This window comes from Mycobacterium shunyiense (assembly GCF_058270035.1).
The window spans coordinates 538,356-554,785 of the sequence record NZ_JBZDPT010000031.1; the positions used below are offsets into that span (position 1 = coordinate 538,356).

General features: G+C 68.8%; 11 protein-coding genes. 4 read left to right on the forward strand and 7 right to left on the reverse strand.

Annotated elements, in window-relative coordinates:
• Positions 1–62: 62 nt before the first annotated feature.
• From murJ to AC4ELS_RS19735, 3 genes are read right to left on the reverse strand one after another with little or no spacing between them, the layout of a single operon-like run.
• Positions 63–3,752: a murein biosynthesis integral membrane protein MurJ gene (gene murJ, locus AC4ELS_RS19725; RefSeq protein ID WP_448444473.1), complete on the reverse strand. Its 3,690-nt coding sequence runs from the start codon at positions 3,750–3,752 to the stop codon at positions 63–65.
• A complete protein-coding gene (locus AC4ELS_RS19730) occupies positions 3,752–6,250 on the reverse strand; it encodes a DUF6049 family protein (RefSeq protein WP_448444475.1) in 2,499 nt (832 codons plus the stop codon). The genes murJ and AC4ELS_RS19730 overlap by 1 nt, the downstream gene beginning before the upstream one ends.
• Positions 6,247–7,062: an NUDIX hydrolase gene (locus tag AC4ELS_RS19735; protein ID WP_448444477.1), complete on the reverse strand. Its 816-nt coding sequence runs from the start codon at positions 7,060–7,062 to the stop codon at positions 6,247–6,249. Before AC4ELS_RS19735 ends, AC4ELS_RS19730 begins: the two co-directional genes overlap by 4 nt.
• Before the next feature lie 84 nt (positions 7,063–7,146).
• Here AC4ELS_RS19735 and AC4ELS_RS19740 point away from each other — a divergent pair, with 84 nt between their 5' ends.
• Together AC4ELS_RS19740 and AC4ELS_RS19745 are read left to right on the forward strand one after the other, a co-directional pair.
• Positions 7,147–8,616, forward strand: a complete 1,470-nt coding sequence (locus tag AC4ELS_RS19740; protein ID WP_064957505.1) for a CCA tRNA nucleotidyltransferase — start codon at positions 7,147–7,149, stop codon at positions 8,614–8,616.
• An 18-nt stretch (positions 8,617–8,634) separates the two neighbouring features.
• Positions 8,635–9,162, forward strand: a complete 528-nt coding sequence (locus AC4ELS_RS19745) for a pullulanase (RefSeq protein WP_499048752.1) — start codon at positions 8,635–8,637, stop codon at positions 9,160–9,162.
• Between the two features lie 71 nt (positions 9,163–9,233).
• On the opposite strand, the gene AC4ELS_RS19750 is transcribed toward AC4ELS_RS19745, so the two are convergent.
• Both AC4ELS_RS19750 and AC4ELS_RS19755 read right to left on the reverse strand, forming a co-directional pair.
• Complete coding sequence (locus AC4ELS_RS19750) at positions 9,234–10,010, reverse strand: TIGR03084 family metal-binding protein (protein ID WP_499048754.1); 777 nt, start codon at positions 10,008–10,010, stop codon at positions 9,234–9,236.
• A 22-nt stretch (positions 10,011–10,032) separates the two neighbouring features.
• Entirely contained in the window at positions 10,033–11,316 is a 1,284-nt protein-coding gene (locus AC4ELS_RS19755) for an MFS transporter (RefSeq protein WP_064957502.1), read from the reverse strand.
• A gap of 88 nt (positions 11,317–11,404) precedes the next feature.
• Here AC4ELS_RS19755 and AC4ELS_RS19760 point away from each other — a divergent pair, with 88 nt between their 5' ends.
• The gene (locus tag AC4ELS_RS19760; protein ID WP_463791675.1) at positions 11,405–12,010 is read left to right on the forward strand and encodes a YqgE/AlgH family protein; all 606 of its coding nucleotides are present in this window, start codon (positions 11,405–11,407) and stop codon (positions 12,008–12,010) included.
• An 8-nt stretch (positions 12,011–12,018) separates the two neighbouring features.
• Here the strand turns inward: AC4ELS_RS19760 and AC4ELS_RS19765 are convergent, their stop codons facing one another.
• Both AC4ELS_RS19765 and AC4ELS_RS19770 read right to left on the reverse strand, forming a co-directional pair.
• Positions 12,019–12,369, reverse strand: a complete 351-nt coding sequence (locus AC4ELS_RS19765; RefSeq protein ID WP_064882438.1) for a hypothetical protein — start codon at positions 12,367–12,369, stop codon at positions 12,019–12,021.
• A 58-nt stretch (positions 12,370–12,427) separates the two neighbouring features.
• Positions 12,428–13,354 carry an LpqN/LpqT family lipoprotein gene (locus tag AC4ELS_RS19770; protein ID WP_499048757.1) on the reverse strand — a complete coding sequence of 309 codons (927 nt, stop codon included), beginning with the start codon at positions 13,352–13,354 and terminating at the stop codon, positions 12,428–12,430.
• A 202-nt stretch (positions 13,355–13,556) separates the two neighbouring features.
• Between AC4ELS_RS19770 and leuS the strand changes: the two genes are divergently transcribed.
• The gene (gene leuS, locus AC4ELS_RS19775; protein WP_499048862.1) at positions 13,557–16,424 is read left to right on the forward strand and encodes a leucine--tRNA ligase; all 2,868 of its coding nucleotides are present in this window, start codon (positions 13,557–13,559) and stop codon (positions 16,422–16,424) included.
• Positions 16,425–16,430: the final 6 nt, after the last annotated feature.

Genomic DNA, 16,430 nt, shown 5'->3' on the forward strand with positions numbered 1-16,430 from the left:
ACTTGTTTGCCCGGGACGGTGTTACGCCAGGTCAAGAAGCCATCGGGCCTGGGGATGACGTCTCAGGAGGCCGCTTTGAGGGTGATCTCGGAGATGTCGGTGCGGCTCTTGCCGTCCACGGTGCCCAGCGTCGAGATCCACACCAGCACGTACGAGGTGGACTGTGCCTTGTTCACCGAGATGGTGTTGGAGCCGGGCTTCAGCGGGGTTGTCGGTGTCAGTTCGGTGGTGTCCGACAGGGATGACGGGGTGGCCGACTGGGCCGCGCGGATCTGCACCGAGGTACCGGTGCTGGTCACGTTCAGGGTGACGGCGCCGATCGTGGTGGGCTGCGGCAGTTGCAGCATCAGGCCGACGCCGTTCTTGAACCCGGGGAACGGGGCCGGATCCGAATACGTGTCGGTGGACCATGCCGTGCTGGTGTTGCCGTCGATGGCCTGCCCGGCGGTAGCCGGTGAGTCGGCTTCGCCTTCGGGTGAGAACACAGTTGCCCGAACGGGTTTCACCGTGCTACCGGTGGCGGCCGACGAATTGTCCTGGGTCTGCTCGCTGTTCTCCGACGGCGCGTTCAGGCCGAGCTCGTCCCGGTTGAGGCCGCCCCCCACGTCGCCGAAGATGCTGTTGAGGACGGACGCGAGCACCAGCAGTGCCACCAGGATGATGGCCGCGCCCACGCTCACCCCGATGATGACGCCCTTGCGGCGCCGGGCCTCGGCGGCTTCGTGTTCCTCCGGGGTTTCGTGTGCGCGGACGGGAGCTGCCGGGGCCGGCGTCTCCTCGACCGAACCCGCCATCAGTTCGGTGCGATCGGCGATGGCGGTGGCCTGTTGCAGCAGGTTCAAAAGGGTTGGAGCGCTTCGAATTCCGCCGCCGGGTTGGACGGCACGGGCGGCCGCAGCCGAGATCTGGAACGGGATGTCGCGGTCGACGGCGCGCGGTTCGACCGGCTGCCCGGCCGGATCAAGGGCGGCGGGCTCCAGCCCGCTTCGTGATCCGGATTCCGGCAGCGGCCAACGGTTGACCAGCAGCGCGTACAGGGCCGCGCCGATGCCGCGGATGTCGTCGTCCGGTGTGGCGTCGGGCATCGTGGCCGGAAAGGCAAGTGCCACATCGCCTTCGATGCTCACCCGCACCCGGCTGGGGTGGTCGATCGACAGTGCCACTCCGGCGCGGTGGGCCGCCTCGGCGGCAGCGGCGAGCGACTGGATGGCGCGGGCCCCGCCGATCGGGGAGGGCGAGGTGTCGGCGACCTCGGCCAGTGAGCCGCCGCGAATCCACTCCGAGACGATCAGGCCGCCCGACCCGCTGTGTGCGACGTCGAGCACCCGGGCGATACCGGGAACGTCGAGGCGGCTGAGTTTGAGGGTGCGCGAGAGGATCTCCTGCACCTGGGCGTCGGGCATGGTGGCATCAGGGTCGACGAAGGTCAGCGCCACCTGACGATCGAGTGCGGTGTCGAGGGCCTGCCAGAACTGCAGGTGCGGCGGACCACCGTGGAACACCAGAAGCCGGTAGCGGCCGTCGGCGATGGTGGCCCCGGGGATGAGGTGCACGTCGTCGTCCGCCGATTCCAGCGCGGCATCGTGCGGCGGTGCGAACGAGATCGGCTCGCGGGTCGGGTCACCGCCGTAGTCGGTGAGCGGGCGCGTTGCCCCGTTGGACCGGCTCGCGGCGGGTTCACCAGATCCGGTGCCCTCCTCCGACGGGGTGTCTGCCGAACCGGCGGGCGCCACATCCGGTTGGAACTCGTCGGCGGCCGGACGCGGCAACTTCGTCGTATCCGTTGTCATCCCGGAACTCGAGGTGGCGTCCAGTGCCGCGTCGTCCGCAGATTCGTCGGTCACCGGTGATCCTTTCCACATCCCCGCTCCGGCAACGTGTGCCGGAGTCCCGCCTCCGGCGGCTGCCGGGCTTGACGGCCACCCAGTGGGAGAAGAATTCCTCTGATCAGGGTACGTGACGGGCGCTGCAGGTTGAGGTCCGACGGGCGGCGCAATTGTTTGCATGGCTACCTGTCCGGCCCCCGGCGCCGGGGCGGGACGCCCCCGCCCGAGCCGGCGGCGGACCATTGCCAGGGCCGACTGCGCCTCCGGAACCCGGGCGGCGATCATCACCCCGGCGATGATCGGGACCATGATCACGCCGAGGGCGAGCAGCCGCAGCAGCGAACCCGCGGCGCCCGCGTGCTCGGTCAGTGAGTCCAGGCCGAGCAGCCGGTCGGCGGCGTGGGCCACCAGGCTGGCCACCAACGACGCCGCGATGGTGACCAGGATGGTGCGGATCACGCTGTCGCGCAGTAACCGGCCGCCGCGCGGACGCAGGTTGGACTTCAGGAGCACGTAGCCCATGACGGCTCCGGCGACGAACCCCAACCCGTTGGCCAGTCCGAGGTAGCCGGCCACCATGTTGGGGTCGTCGGTCAGGTGCGGGGCGATGATCGAGCCGATGATCTTCACGGCGGTGATCACGACGATGATGGCGATCGGGGTCCAGGGCTTCTCCCGTGCGTAGAACACCCGCAGCTGCAGCAGTACCAGCGCATAGGGGATGAGCGTGAAGGCCGACAGGGTGATCGCCATGCCGAGGTAACCGGCGTCTGAGGCGCTGAAGTTGCCGTAGGCGAACAGTGCGCTGCCGATGGCGGGCCCGCCGACGGTCATCATCGCCACCACCGGGATGAGCGTCACCATGGTGAGCCGGGTGGCCAGGGAGTAGTCGTCGAGCACGGCCGGAATGTTGTCGGCGGCCGCGTTGCGGCTCAGGCGCGGCATCACCACGGTGAGCACCGTGACGCCGATCATCCCGAACGGCAGCATCAACACCAGCCAGGTGTAGTTGTAGATCGCGGGCCCGGTGTCGGCGGCCCCGCTGGCGATCTGATTGCCGACGATCAGGCCGATCTGGCTGATCAGTACGTAGAGCACCATGGCGGCGGCCATGGTCCCGAACTTCTTGAGCCGGTCGTCGATGCCCCACAGTGGCCGCAGGCTGATCCGCTCGGCGCGGATCGCCACGAGCAGCACGGCAGCCTGCGCGACCACGCCCAGGGTGGTGCCGATCCCGAGGACCAGCAGCTTGGCCGTGCCCATGTGGGGCGGATCGATCGAGAACTCGCCGGGCACCAGGACGAACACGCCCAGCGTCACGATCGCCACCACGTTGTTGACGACGGGGGCCCAGGCAGGCGGACCGAAGACGTTGCGGGTGTTGAGGATTGCCATGAAGACAGACGACAGGCCGTAGAACAGCACCTGTGGCAGCAACAGGTAGGCGAACGCGGTGGTCAGCGGATTGTTGACCTTCGGATCACTGCCCAGCATCAGTCGCACCAGCAGTGGCGCACACAGCACCGAGAGCACTGTGGTGACCAGCAGCAGTGTCGTGGCGAGGGTCACCAGCCGCCGCACGAACGCGGTGCCGCCGTCGGCGTCGTCGCGTTCGGCGCGGGCCAGGACCGGAACGAAGATCGCCGTGAAGGTGGCCTCCAGCACCAGTGCGGCCACCATGTTGGGCAGCTGGTTGGCCACGGAGAACGAGCTGGTCAATGCTCCGCCGAGCATCGCCATGAGGAGCACGAACCGGAAGAACCCGGTGATGCGTGAGATCAGCGTCGCGAAGGCCATGCCCCACGAGCGCGAGACAACGGCGGCGTCGGACAGTTCGGCCCGCCCGGCAGGACGGATCGGGCCGGTGGCGTGCGGAATCCTCGGCGGGCCCGGTGGGCGGGCCGGTGGTGGGTCGGGCGAGGTCATCAGGGTCGGTCCGGGCTGGTCGCCGTCGCCGGCGGGGACGGCGGGGCGGCGGGCGCCTCGTGAGTGTTGTCAGAGTCGGCGTCGTTGTTGAACGCCATCGCGACGTCGAGCGGGTCGGGGTGCTCGCCCGGTGGGATGAGATCGGCACGGTCGGGCTGGCCGCGGAAGCGGTGCCACAACCGGCGCCCGGCGAGCGCCACCAGCACGGCCCCGGCCGACAGGGTGATGAAGAACAGCACCTTGCCGTAGGCGTTGGAGTGCACCGACAACCGGACGGGCTCACCGAGTGTCAGTCCGTCGGTGGTCTGCAGGCTGACGTCGACCGCCACCCGCTGGGTGAAGTGCACCTCGATCGGTACCCGCAGCGGCAGATAGCCGGGTGGCAGCTCGATCTCGCCCATGTCGGTGACGGTCATCCCGGGTGGTGCGTCGACGTGTAGCCGGACCCTGACCGGAACCGGCAGGTCGTTGCGCAGGGCCAGGGGCAGCGGACTGCGCTCGGTGGCCAGTGTGTAGGCCCCGCCGGGGTTGACGATCGTGACCGCGCCGAACATGTCGTTCACACTGCGGCCGACGGTCTGCAACCGCTGCACGGCCAGCCCCTCTCGGGCCTCCGGCGGCACGGACTGGCTCAGTGCCCGCAGCATGTCCTCGCGCAGCGGCGCGGTGTACTGCATGCCGGTCAGTCCGGTGCGTTCATCGGTGGTCAGCGCCGCGGTCAGTCCCCACAGCCGGCTGACCGCCGCCGCGATGCCGCTGCTGATGTTCTCGTCGATGGCGCTGCGCGGGTTGCCCAGGGAATCCGGCGGCGGGGGTTGCACGGGTTCGGGCGGCGCCGCGTTGCCCTCGGCGATCACCATGGGCAGCGGGCGCGGCACGGCCAGCCCGGCGTGGATCGTGGTGGCCACCGAGGTCAGGATGGCCTGCGCATCGTCGGCGTCGAGCGACCACACGAGCGGCGGCATCAGGATCTGGGTGCGGGGCTCCTCGGTGGGGGTGAGGCCCCGCCACAGCAGCGCCCCCAGCGCATCCTGGCGCCGGGCCGTCTGCGAGTCATGCCGAACCGGGATCTCCAGCGACGGATCCAGGTATGACGGCGCCACCGGATCGGTGCCCGCACCGGCCAGGGCGGCACCGACCGCGGGATCGAATCCGGCCGCGACGACCTCGGGCCCGTACCGCAGCGGGGTCACATCGGCGGTCTCGGGGGCGCCGGTGGCCGAATCCTGGGCGGCGATCTGGGTGGCCGAGATGGCGACCGTCTGGCCCTGGGCTGCCAGCAGGTGAAGCGCGGGGCGGGTGAGCGGACCGTCACCCAGGATGCTGGCACCCCGGATCGAGGTGACACCGAGGATCTGATCGACGATGTCGCCGGCGCCGTTGGTCGCGATCGCGCTCAACCCCGGATCGCCGACCCGTTGCAGTGCGGTCAGGTCGGCCTGTGCGTAGTTGGTCGGTGCCACGCAGAGCCGCCCGGCCAGGCCGCGCAACCGGTTCAGCCAGTTGACGGCGGCTTCCTGGCCAGTGCCGGGTCGCGTCGGGGTGGCTGCCCCGGCGTCGGGACCGTCGTTGACGACGTAGCCGCCGGTCATCGCGTTGACCGTGACGAGCAGATCCGGGTCGACGGCAAGGCACAAGGTGGCGCGCAGCTGGCCACCGGAGTCGACGGTCGGCCCGGTGGCGAAGTCGGCTGCCGACAGCAGGGTGTCGAGCCGCCCGCCTGGGGCCAGGGACGCGGCGAGGCTGTCGTCGACCAACCGCACCGGTGTGGTGCCCCCGGGGGCGCCGGGGGCCAGTCGTGGTCGGTCGGCCAGCGGCCAGAGCATGGTCATCCGCACCGGGTGGGAGGTGTCCGGCGGTACCACCGAGCTGAGGGTGTCGGCGGCCGACATCGATTCGGGAGCATTGTCGGCGGCCTGGTCGGGCGGCACTCCGAGGACCGGGAGGAGGAAGCGGGCGTCGTCGAGTTTGGCCGGCGCACCGTAATCCGGTGTCCCGTTGACGTTGATCAGCACGGGATAGACGCCGGGCTCGCTGATGTGCAGTGACCCGGGGCCTTCGGAGCGCAGCGGATAGGACAGCGTGAAGCCCACCGACTGGCCACGATCCATCTCGGGTGCCACGGTGACGAAGTCGGCTACCGGCTCGAACCGGTCGACATCTCCGGTGAGGTCGGTGCGCAGCTGGCTCGATGAGGTCACCGCGCGCGCGTGCTCCATCCGGATGTCCACGTCACGCACCGGCCGGTCGCCGACGTTGAGCACGGCCCCGGTCACTGTGAGCACCGATTCACTCGTGGTGGTGACGACGTTGGGGGTGACGCGGTCGATGCGGATCTGGAGGAACGGCATCGCTCCCGGTTCACTGGCGCTCGCGCGCGGCAGAAGCACCGGCAGCGCGGCGGTGGACCACACCGAGAACAACAACACCACCGCCACAAGCACCACTGTGTGCGCCAGGAGGGAGAACCCTCGGCGCACCGCCGGGCCGGCGGTCACGGCCCCTGTCCGCATCCGTTCGTGCGCCGGCGGGGCTGGGGTTGGGCAGAGTCGTCGCGGCGGTGGGTGCGGGCGTGCGAATGGGTCTGGGGACGCCGCCGGGGCGCGCTGCGAGGCAGTGGCGGCAAGGCCTCCGGCCCGTCGGTGTGCAGCTTGTCGATCAGCTCTCCGGCCACCTCGGCGAGCTTGCGCTCGTCGGCATAGGCCAGCCGGGACGCGAGATCCCGCAGCGGGACCCAGGCGACCTCGGTCACCTCGACGTCGTCGTCGGACAGTTCGCCGCCCTGGAAGCGCAGGAGGTAGTGGTGCACGGTCTTGTGCACCCGGCGGCCCTCGGTGACGAACCAGTAGTCGATGCTGCCGAGCGCGGCCAGCACGTCGCCACGGATACCGGTCTCTTCGGCAACCTCGCGGATCGCGGTCTGTTCGGCCGTCTCACCGAGTTCGATGTGCCCCTTGGGCAGGGACCACAGCATCCGGCCACGCCGGTCGACCCGGCCGATCAACGCCGCCACCTGGGTGTCCTTGGGTCCGTCGATTCCGTCGATGACCAGGCCGCCTGCCGAGGTCTCGTGAACGGTGCGCAGACGTTCCGGCGGTCGCCGAGGACGCGACTTACGTTGCTTGGACTGGTCGCGCGGGGTCGGGGCGGAATTTGCGGTACTGACGGGAGCTTCGCCGGGGCCGTCGGTGTGGCGTTCGGCATCGTTGCCCTGATCACCGGCCGGTGGCCCCGCAGCCCTTTGTGCACGACGACGGCCACGACGCCGGCTGCGGCGCCGTCGTGGTTTGGCCTGTTCGCCGTCCGACACCCAAGCGATAGTAGCTGCCATGGGGTTGGCCTCCTGCCGCACTCGCCGGTTGTGACCACACCGCGAGCATTAGGCTCATCGAACGTGTCCGACGCTGTTGTTACTGATGCCGAATTGCTGGCCGGCGCGCTGGTCGCGCTGAACCACCGCGCCGAGGTGCTGCGCGCGCTCGGCGCGGTGTTCGCTGAGGCGGGTCACGAGCTGTATCTGGTCGGCGGCAGTGTGCGCGATGCGCTGCTGGGCCGGCTGACCGATCACAGTGATCTCGATTTCACCACCGACGCCCGCCCCGAGCAGATGCTGAAGGTCCTGCGTCCGTGGGCCGACGCGCTGTGGGAGACCGGGATCGAGTTCGGCACGATCGGTGTGGGCAAGCGGGTGGGCGGGGTGGAGCACCGGCTCGAGATCACCACGTTCCGGGCCGACAGCTATGACCAGGTGTCGAGAAACCCGACGGTGGAGTTCGGCGACAACCTCGATGACGACCTGGCGCGCCGCGACTTCACCGTGAACGCCATGGCGGTGCGCATCACGGCCGACGGTCCGGCCGAATTCCGCGATCCGCTTGGCGGTTTGGCGGCCATTCAGGCCAAGGTGCTCGACACCCCGTCGGCGCCGGAGGTGTCGTTCGGGGATGATCCGCTGCGGATGCTGCGCGCGGCCCGGTTCGTGTCGCAGCTCGGGTTCGGGGTGGCGCCGCGGGTGCTCGAGGCGCTGCTGGAGATGGCTCCGCAGCTGGAGCGCATCACCGTCGAGCGGGTCGCTGCCGAGTTGGACAAGCTGTTGCTCGGCGCGGATCCGGTGGCCGGCGTCGATCTGATGGTGCAGACCGGGTTGGGCGAGGTGGTCCTGCCCGAGGTCGGCGAGATGCGGATGGCCATCGACGAACACCACCAGCACAAGGATGTGTACTGGCATTCGCTGACGGTGCTGCGGCAGGCGGTGGATCTCGAGGATCAGGGTCCGGATCTCGTATTGCGTTGGGCCGCATTGCTTCACGACATCGGCAAGCCCGCGACCCGCAAGCACGAATCCGACGGGGGAGTGAGCTTTCACCACCATGAGGTGGTCGGCGCCAAGATGACCCGCAAGCGGATGCGCGCGCTCAAGTACTCCAAGCAGATGGTCGACGACGTGTCGCAGCTGGTGTACCTGCATCTGCGGTTCCACGGCTATGCCGACGACAAGGGCACCGGGAAGTGGACCGATTCGGCGGTGCGGCGTTACGTCACCGATGCCGGTCCGCTGCTGAGCCGGCTGCACAAGCTGGTCCGCGCCGACTGCACCACCAGGAACAAGCGCCGGGCAGCGCGGTTGCAGGCCAACTACGACGATCTGGAGAACCGGATCGGCGAGCTGGCGGCGAAAGAGGATCTGCAGCGGGTCCGGCCGGACCTCGACGGCAACGAGATCATGGAGATCCTCGGCATTCCCGCGGGCCCCCAGGTCGGCGAGGCCTGGAAGTACCTCAAGGAGCTCCGGCTCGACCATGGACCGCTGTCCCGTGAGCAGGCCATCGACGAATTGTTGAAGTGGTGGAACGCCAGAAGCTGATCGTGCGTCTGATCAGTCATGGACTACTGCCTGGGTGAGCCCGACGGGACCGCTGCCATCTTCACCGGCGTGCCGGACATGGATGTGGACGGGGACGGCAGCCCCGACGGCATCGGACTCGATTTCGACGGGGACGGCCGGCTCGACGACGTGATGGCCGATTTCGACGGGGACGGCGTCGCCGAGCGGATGGTGCTCGACGCCGATGACGACGGACAGGCCGAGAGCTATTTCTCCGACGACGGTTCGGGTACCTGGGCGGTGAGTGTGGACCGGTCCGGACAGGTGCGCTGGTTCGGTTTGGACGGGGTGGAGCGGGCGATCGGCGGGCAGGAGCGCAGCGACTCGGGAATCGATGGAGTACCGGTGGTCGATTTCGACGGTGACGGGGCTACCGACGACCGGTTGATCGACGTGGACGGGGACGGCCTGGCCGATCGGGCGTTGGTCGGGAACCTGGCGTACGTCGATACCGACGGTGATGGCCGGTGGGACATGAAGCTGGCCGACACCGATGGCGACGGCCGCGCCGATTCGGTCTCCTGAGCGATGACTCTGCGGTGAGGGCCCTGTCTACTCGAACTTCCGCGCCCTGAGCGCAGGATCAATTTCGCCGCTCAGCCTCGCCCGGCGCCCGGAGGCCCGGCGAAGGCCTGCGCGATCGTCAACCACTTGGCGGCGTCGTCGCCGACGGCGGTCACGTCGAGTTCGGCCGGGGCCCGTCGCTGGGTGACCAGCATGCAGAAGTCTTCGGCAGATCCCGTCACGCGCTGCTGTGCGTCGGCCGGCCCCCACTCCCACAGCGAGCCGTCGGGCGCGGTCAGCTCCACCCGGAACGGCTCGGCGGGTGGGGTCAGCCCGTGCACGGTGAATGCGAAATCCCTTGTGCGAACGCCGATGTGGGCGATCGAGCGGAGCCGCTCGGTGGCGGGACGATGAACCCCCAGCGCGTCGGCCACATCGAGACCGTGCGCCCAGGTCTCCATCATGCGGGCGGTGGCCATCGACGTCGCGCTCATCGGCGGGCCGAACCACGGCAGCTTGCGGCCTTCGGCCACGTCGACGAGTTCGGTGTGCAGTCGCGCACGGGTTTCGCGCCAGTCCGCCAACAGCTGCTCTGGCGGCGTCAGTGCGAGTTCCTCGGCTGCGGCGTCGACGAACCCCGTCGGGTTCTGCATCGCCTCGGCGAGGACGGCGTCGAAGCCGGACTGGTCGGTGATCGCGATGACCGACACTCGGTCGGTCCACAACAGGTGGGCGATCTGATGGGCAATGGTCCAGCCCTCGGACGGCGTGGCGGTGGCCCAGCGCTCGGGCGGCAGGTCGGCCACCAGGGCGTCGAGTACATCGCTCTCGGCGGACAGGTCGGCCACGATCGGCCCGGCGCTCACCATGGCGGTCAGCCTAGACCGGGGATCACACCCGCTTCGGGGATGCCACCGCCGCGTGCAGTCCGAGCCCGATCAGGTAGGCGACGGCCCCGGCGGCCACCAGGGCAGGCGAGTGCCCGCCGGCGGGGATCAGAGCGGCAGCCGCCGCGATCGCCGCGACGAACGACATCCAGAACAGCGCATCCTGCACGGTGAACACGTGACCGCGTAGAGCGTCGTCGACGTCGATCTGGATCGCCGAATCCGCACACAACTTCACGAGCTGCCCGGCCGCGCCGAGCAGCAGACCACAAGTCAGCATCACCGGGATGTGCAGGCCGAGCGCCAAGAGCTGGATGGCCGCGGCGAAGCAGAGCGCGCCATTGGCGGTCGCGTAGCGCCCGAACCGGCCGATCACCGCCGGGGCGGCCACGGTGGCCAGGAACTGGCCGATACCGCCGGCTGCCAGGAACAGAAACGCGCTACCCAGGCCCAGCCCGGTCATGTCGGGGTTATCGGTGTGCCGCACGATCACCAGCACCAGCAGGGAATTGATCCCGAAGGCCATCCGATGCGCGGCCAGCCCGGCCAGGGTTCCTGCGACGGGCCGCACGGTCAGCACGGTGCGCAGGCCATGCACCCAGCCGGTGGACACCGCGTAGGCCACCGAGCCGTGGATGGTGCGCTTGCTCTCGTGCGGCCCCAACACGTGCGGGCCGAAGCGCACCGACAACCACAACGCGAGCGCCACCGGGAGCGCCACGATGAACATGACCGCCGAGGCGCCCACGTCGTCGGCGCCGACCACCGTTCGCGGCACCAACATGAAGATGGCGCCGAGGAACGCGGCGAGCGCTCCGATCGCGGTGGCCACCGAGTTCATCGTGACGACCCGGTCGGCCGGCACCACATCGGGCAGCGACGCCGACAGACCTGACGACACGAACCGGGTGAACCCGTTGATGATCAACGCCCCGCACAGGATCGGCAGATCCCCGACACCGAACGCCAGCAGCCCACCCACCAGGAGCACCAGCAGCAGTCGGCCCAGGTTGGCACCGATCATCACCATCCGCCGGTCCCAGCGGTCCAGCAGTGCCCCGGCGAATGGACCGAGCACCGAGTACGGGAGATACAGGACGGCGAACGCACCGGCGATGGCCCACGGCTCGGCCTCCCGGTCGGGATTGAACAGGAGTCCGCCGGCCAGGCCGGCCTGGAACAGGCCGTCGGCGAACTGACTGACCGCACGCAACTCGAGCAGGCGGCGGAATTCGGTCATGCCACGCAACGAGTGCCAGAGGGCACGGAGCGCTTGAGCATGAACCACTCGATCAACAGTACAAAGCTGCGCCGAAATCCGACCGCGCCCGGGCTTGTTCGCCACGTCTTGGCAATCGCGGTGCCATGATGTAACCGTGGCGCAGTCAGAAGACCCGGAGGATTTCATCGCGCCTGCGGCGCACCGGGTGCGTCCGGGCACGCTGCTGCTGGCCAACACTGATCTGCTGGAGCCGACCTTCCGGCGCAGCGTCATCTACATCGTCGAGCACAACGCCGGCGGCACCCTCGGCGTCGTGTTGAACCGCCCCAGTGAGACGGCGGTCTACAACGTCCTGCCGCAGTGGGCGAAGCTCACCAACAAACCCAAGACGATGTTCATCGGCGGCCCCGTCAAGCGGGACTCGGCGCTGTGCCTGGCGACGCTGCGGGTCGGCATGCAGGCCGACGGCGTTCCGGGACTGCGGCACGTGCAGGGCCGCGTGGTGATGGTCGATCTGGACGCCGATCCGGACACGCTGGCCCCGGTGATCGAGGGTGTGCGGATATTCGCCGGATACTCCGGCTGGACCATCGGCCAGCTCGACGGCGAGATCGAGCGCGACGATTGGATCGTGCTGTCGGCGCTGCCGTCGGATGTGTTGATCGAGCCCCGGGTCGATCTGTGGGGCCGGGTGTTGCGTCGTCAGCCGTTGCCGATGTCGTTGTTGGCCACGCATCCGATCGACGTGAGCCGCAACTAGCTTCTGGACTACTTACAAGACAGGGTGCAGCTGGCGCACGAGCCGGCGCAGTCCGCTCCCGAGCCGGCGCCCGCCTCCGCCGCCGCGACGGCCTTGGCGCTCTGCCAGCAGCCGGCGGCGACCGTGGCGATGGCCCCGATGATGCACACCATGACGACCATGAGGCCGGTGTGGGGCGCGGCAGCCAGGGCGGCGGCACCCCCGGCGGCGAGCATGACCGCGGCGGCCAGTTGGGTCGGGGCCACAGCCCTCAGGACCGAGCGCACGGGATCACCGGTACGGGGCCTGGTCAACAACCACAGCCCGAGCACACCGACGATGACGGCGGCGCTCAAACACAGCAGCGCGGCGATCAGCATGCGCCACACAATACGAGGCGCCGGTCGGTATTGCGAGGTCGGGGCGGGTTCTGGTGTTTCAGCCCTGCAGGCCCAGGAGCTGGGGCAAACCCGGCTGTGGCGCCGGTGCGGCCGGGGCGGGAGTAGCTGGCGGAGCGGGAGCCGCCGGGGCCGGCGCGCTGACCTTGAACCCGGACACGATCGCGTCGGCGGCGTCGGCAGCCGCGGAAACACCCTGGTTGGCGGCCGAGGAGTTCACCGACAACGACACCAGGTAATGGTCGGGGCCCGCGGTGGCCAGGATGTGCCTGCGTGAGGTGTTGAGCACCTGGCTGCCGGACAGGTAGCTACCTTCGATAAACGCCGACGGGAAGCCGTTGAAGTCACCCATGGCCATGTCGGTGGGACGCCAGTTCTGCAGCTGCTGGGTATCGACGAATCCGTGGCTGGCCGCTTCGACCGGGTCGAAATTGCCGACGAGCTTGTAGACCACCACCTGCGCGTTGGGGGTGTAGAGGTCGGTGCTGGCGCGGTCGGCGATCACCGCGAAGGCGTCGGGAACGTTGGGGTCGGGCACCTTGGTCCAGCCCGACGGCAGCGGCAGGACGATGCTGAGCGCCTTGAAGTCGTGGCTGACCTGAGGCTCCATCTTCACGCCCTTGCTCTTGAAGAATTCGGCAAGGGTGCCAGACGAGGCGGGGGTGATGGTCTGGGCCGGTGGGACAGGCGCTGCGACCGCGGGCGCGGCGTTGGCTGCCGCACCCGGGACGCCGGGGGCTGCTGCGGCAGCGGGTACTGCGGCGGGGGCGGCCGGGGCCGCAGGAGCGGCAGGGGCTGCGGCAGGGGCGACCGTGACGGTCTGGGTCACCGTCACCGGGCCGGGAACGCTGGGAGCCGGGAGGAGGGGTTCGGCAGAAGCGGTCTGACCGGTGAAACCGACAACCCCGGTCACGCCGATGGCCGTGCCCGCTGCCAGTACCCGCCACCGGCGGGTCAACTCGATCATCGCTTGATTCCTCCCAGCAAACCGTGTCCCACCTGGGACCTCTCCACTGAGCGCCGAGACTATCCAGGGATGACCGCCCACCACCAGCAACTCAATCGACCTGGAATCAACCCCTGACAGAGCCGCGACGAAACCGATACCAACCTGTGGCCTGCGTCATCGAAAGACGGGCGGTGAGCTGCCCAAACCGTGGCCTTATACCCTGAACGGCGTGATCGAACCCGCCGCCGCCGCCCAGTCAGGGCAGTCAGAGGACACCCCGCAGCACCGCTACACCGCGGAGCTGGCGGGTCAGATCGAGCAGTCCTGGCAGCAGACCTGGGCCGAGCTTGGGACTTTCAATGTGGCCAATCCGGTGGGTTCGCTGGCGGACGGCTCGCCGGTGCCGGCCGACAAGATGTTCGTCCAGGACATGTTCCCGTACCCGTCCGGCGACGGCCTGCACGTCGGGCACCCGCTCGGTTACATCGCCACCGACGTCTACGCCCGGTACTACCGGATGACCGGGCACAACGTGCTGCATGCACTGGGCTTCGACGCGTTCGGTCTGCCTGCCGAGCAGTACGCCGTGCAGACCGGGACGCACCCGCGCACCCGTACCGACGCCAATATCGTCAACTTCCGTCGCCAGCTGGGCCGGCTGGGTCTGGGCCACGATTCGCGGCGCAGCTTCGCCACCACCGACGTCGATTTCTACAAGTGGACGCAGTGGATCTTCCTGCAGATCTACAACGCCTGGTTCGACACGGCGGCGGGCAAGGCCCGGCCCATCACCGAGTTGGTGGCCGAATTCGAGTCCGGGGCACGCACTCTCGACGACGGCCGGGTCTGGGCGGAGCTGTCGGCAGGCGAGCGCGCCGATGTGGTGGACGATTACCGGCTGGTGTACCACGCGGATTCGATGGTGAACTGGTGCCCGGGCCTGGGCACGGTGCTGGCCAACGAGGAAGTCACCGCCGACGGCCGTAGCGATCGCGGCAATTTCCCGGTGTTCCGGAAGCGCCTGCGGCAGTGGATGATGCGCATCACCGCCTATTCGGACCGGTTGCTCGACGACCTGGAGCTGCTGGACTGGCCGGACAAGGTCAAGGCCATGCAGCGCAACTGGATCGGCCGCTCGACCGGAGCATCGGTGGAGTTCGGCACTGCGGCCGGCGACGTCGAGGTCTTCACCACCCGTCCGGACACCCTGTTCGGCGCCACCTATCTGGTGCTGGCTCCCGAGCATGATCTGGTCGACACGCTGACGGCCGACGCCTGGCCCGAGGGCACCGATTCGCGGTGGACCTTCGGCGCGGCGACGCCGGCGGAGGCAGTCGCTGCCTACCGCGCCGGGATCGCGGCCAAGTCGGATCTGGAGCGCCAGGAGAACAAGACCAAGACCGGCGTGTTCTTGGGTGCATGTGCCACCAATCCGGTGAACGGGCAACAGGTTCCGGTGTTCATCGCCGACTATGTGCTGGCCGGATACGGAACCGGCGCCATCATGGCGGTGCCCGGCGGTGATCAGCGTGACTGGGACTTCGCGACCGAGTTCGGCCTGCCCATCGTCGAGGTGGTCTCCGGCGGTGACATCACCGAGGCGGCCTACAACGGCGACGGAACCATGGTCAACTCCGACTATCTCAACGGGCTGTCGGTGGCCGAGGCCAAGAAGGTTGTCATCGAGCACCTGGAGGCCGACGGTCGTGGCCGGGCCCGCATCGAGTACAAGCTGCGGGACTGGCTGTTCGCCAGGCAGCGGTACTGGGGTGAGCCGTTCCCCATCGTGTACGACGCCGACGGCCGCGCCCACCCGCTGCCGGAATCGGCTCTGCCGGTCGAACTTCCGGACATCCCGGACTATGCCCCGGTCTCGTTCGACCCCGACGACGCCGACAGTGAACCGTCGCCGCCGCTGGGCAAGGCCACCGAGTGGGTACACGTCGAGCTGGATCTCGGCGACGGGCTGCAGACCTACACCCGCGACACCAACGTGATGCCGCAGTGGGCGGGCAGCTCCTGGTACGAGCTGCGCTACACCGACCCGCAGAACTCGGAAGAGCTGTGCGCCAAGGAGAACGAGGCCTACTGGATGGGCCCGCGTCCGGCCGAGCACGGACCGAACGATCCGGGCGGTGTGGACCTGTACGTCGGCGGCGTCGAGCATGCGGTGCTGCACCTGCTGTACTCGCGGTTCTGGCACAAGGTGCTGTTCGACCTCGGCTTCGTCAGTTCGAAGGAGCCCTACCGCCGCCTGGTCAACCAGGGTTACATCCAAGCCTTCGCCTACACCGATGCCAGGGGTAGCTATGTGCCTGCGGCCGAAGTCGTTGAGCGGGAAGGGAAGTTCTTCTGGCCGGGCCCCGATGGTGAAATACAGGTCAACCAGGAGTTCGGCAAGATCGGCAAGAGCCTGAAGAACTCCGTCTCACCCGACGAGATCTGCGACGAGTATGGCGCGGACACGCTTCGGGTCTACGAGATGTCGATGGGCCCGCTGGAGGCGTCGCGGCCGTGGGCCACCAAGGACGTCGTCGGCGCGCACCGCTTCCTGCAACGGGTGTGGCGTGTGGTGGTCTCCGAAGAAACCGGTGCGACCGACGTCAACGAGCACGAGGCACTCGACACCGACACGCTCAAGGTCCTGCACCGCACCATCGCCGGTGTGACCGAAGACTATGCGGCACTGCGCAACAACACCGCCGCGGCCAAGCTGATCGAGTACACCAACCACCTCACCAAGGAGGGCGTGTCGGCTCGCGCCGCGATCGAGCCGCTGGTGCTCATGGTGGCCCCGCTGGCGCCGCACCTGGCCGAGGAGTTGTGGAAGCGGTTGGGCCACGACACCTCACTGGCGCACGGTCCGTTCCCGGTGGCCGATCCGCAGTACCTGGTGGACGACACCATCGAGTTCCCGGTTCAGGTCAACGGCAAGGTCCGCGGCAAGATCACGGTTGCGGCCGATGCCGAAGCCGCGGCCATCCAGTCGGCGGCGCTGGCCGACGAGAAGGTGCAGGCGTTCCTGGACGGTGCCACACCAAAGAAGGTGATCGTGGTCCCGGGCCGCCTGGTCAACCTCGTCGTCTAGGACGCA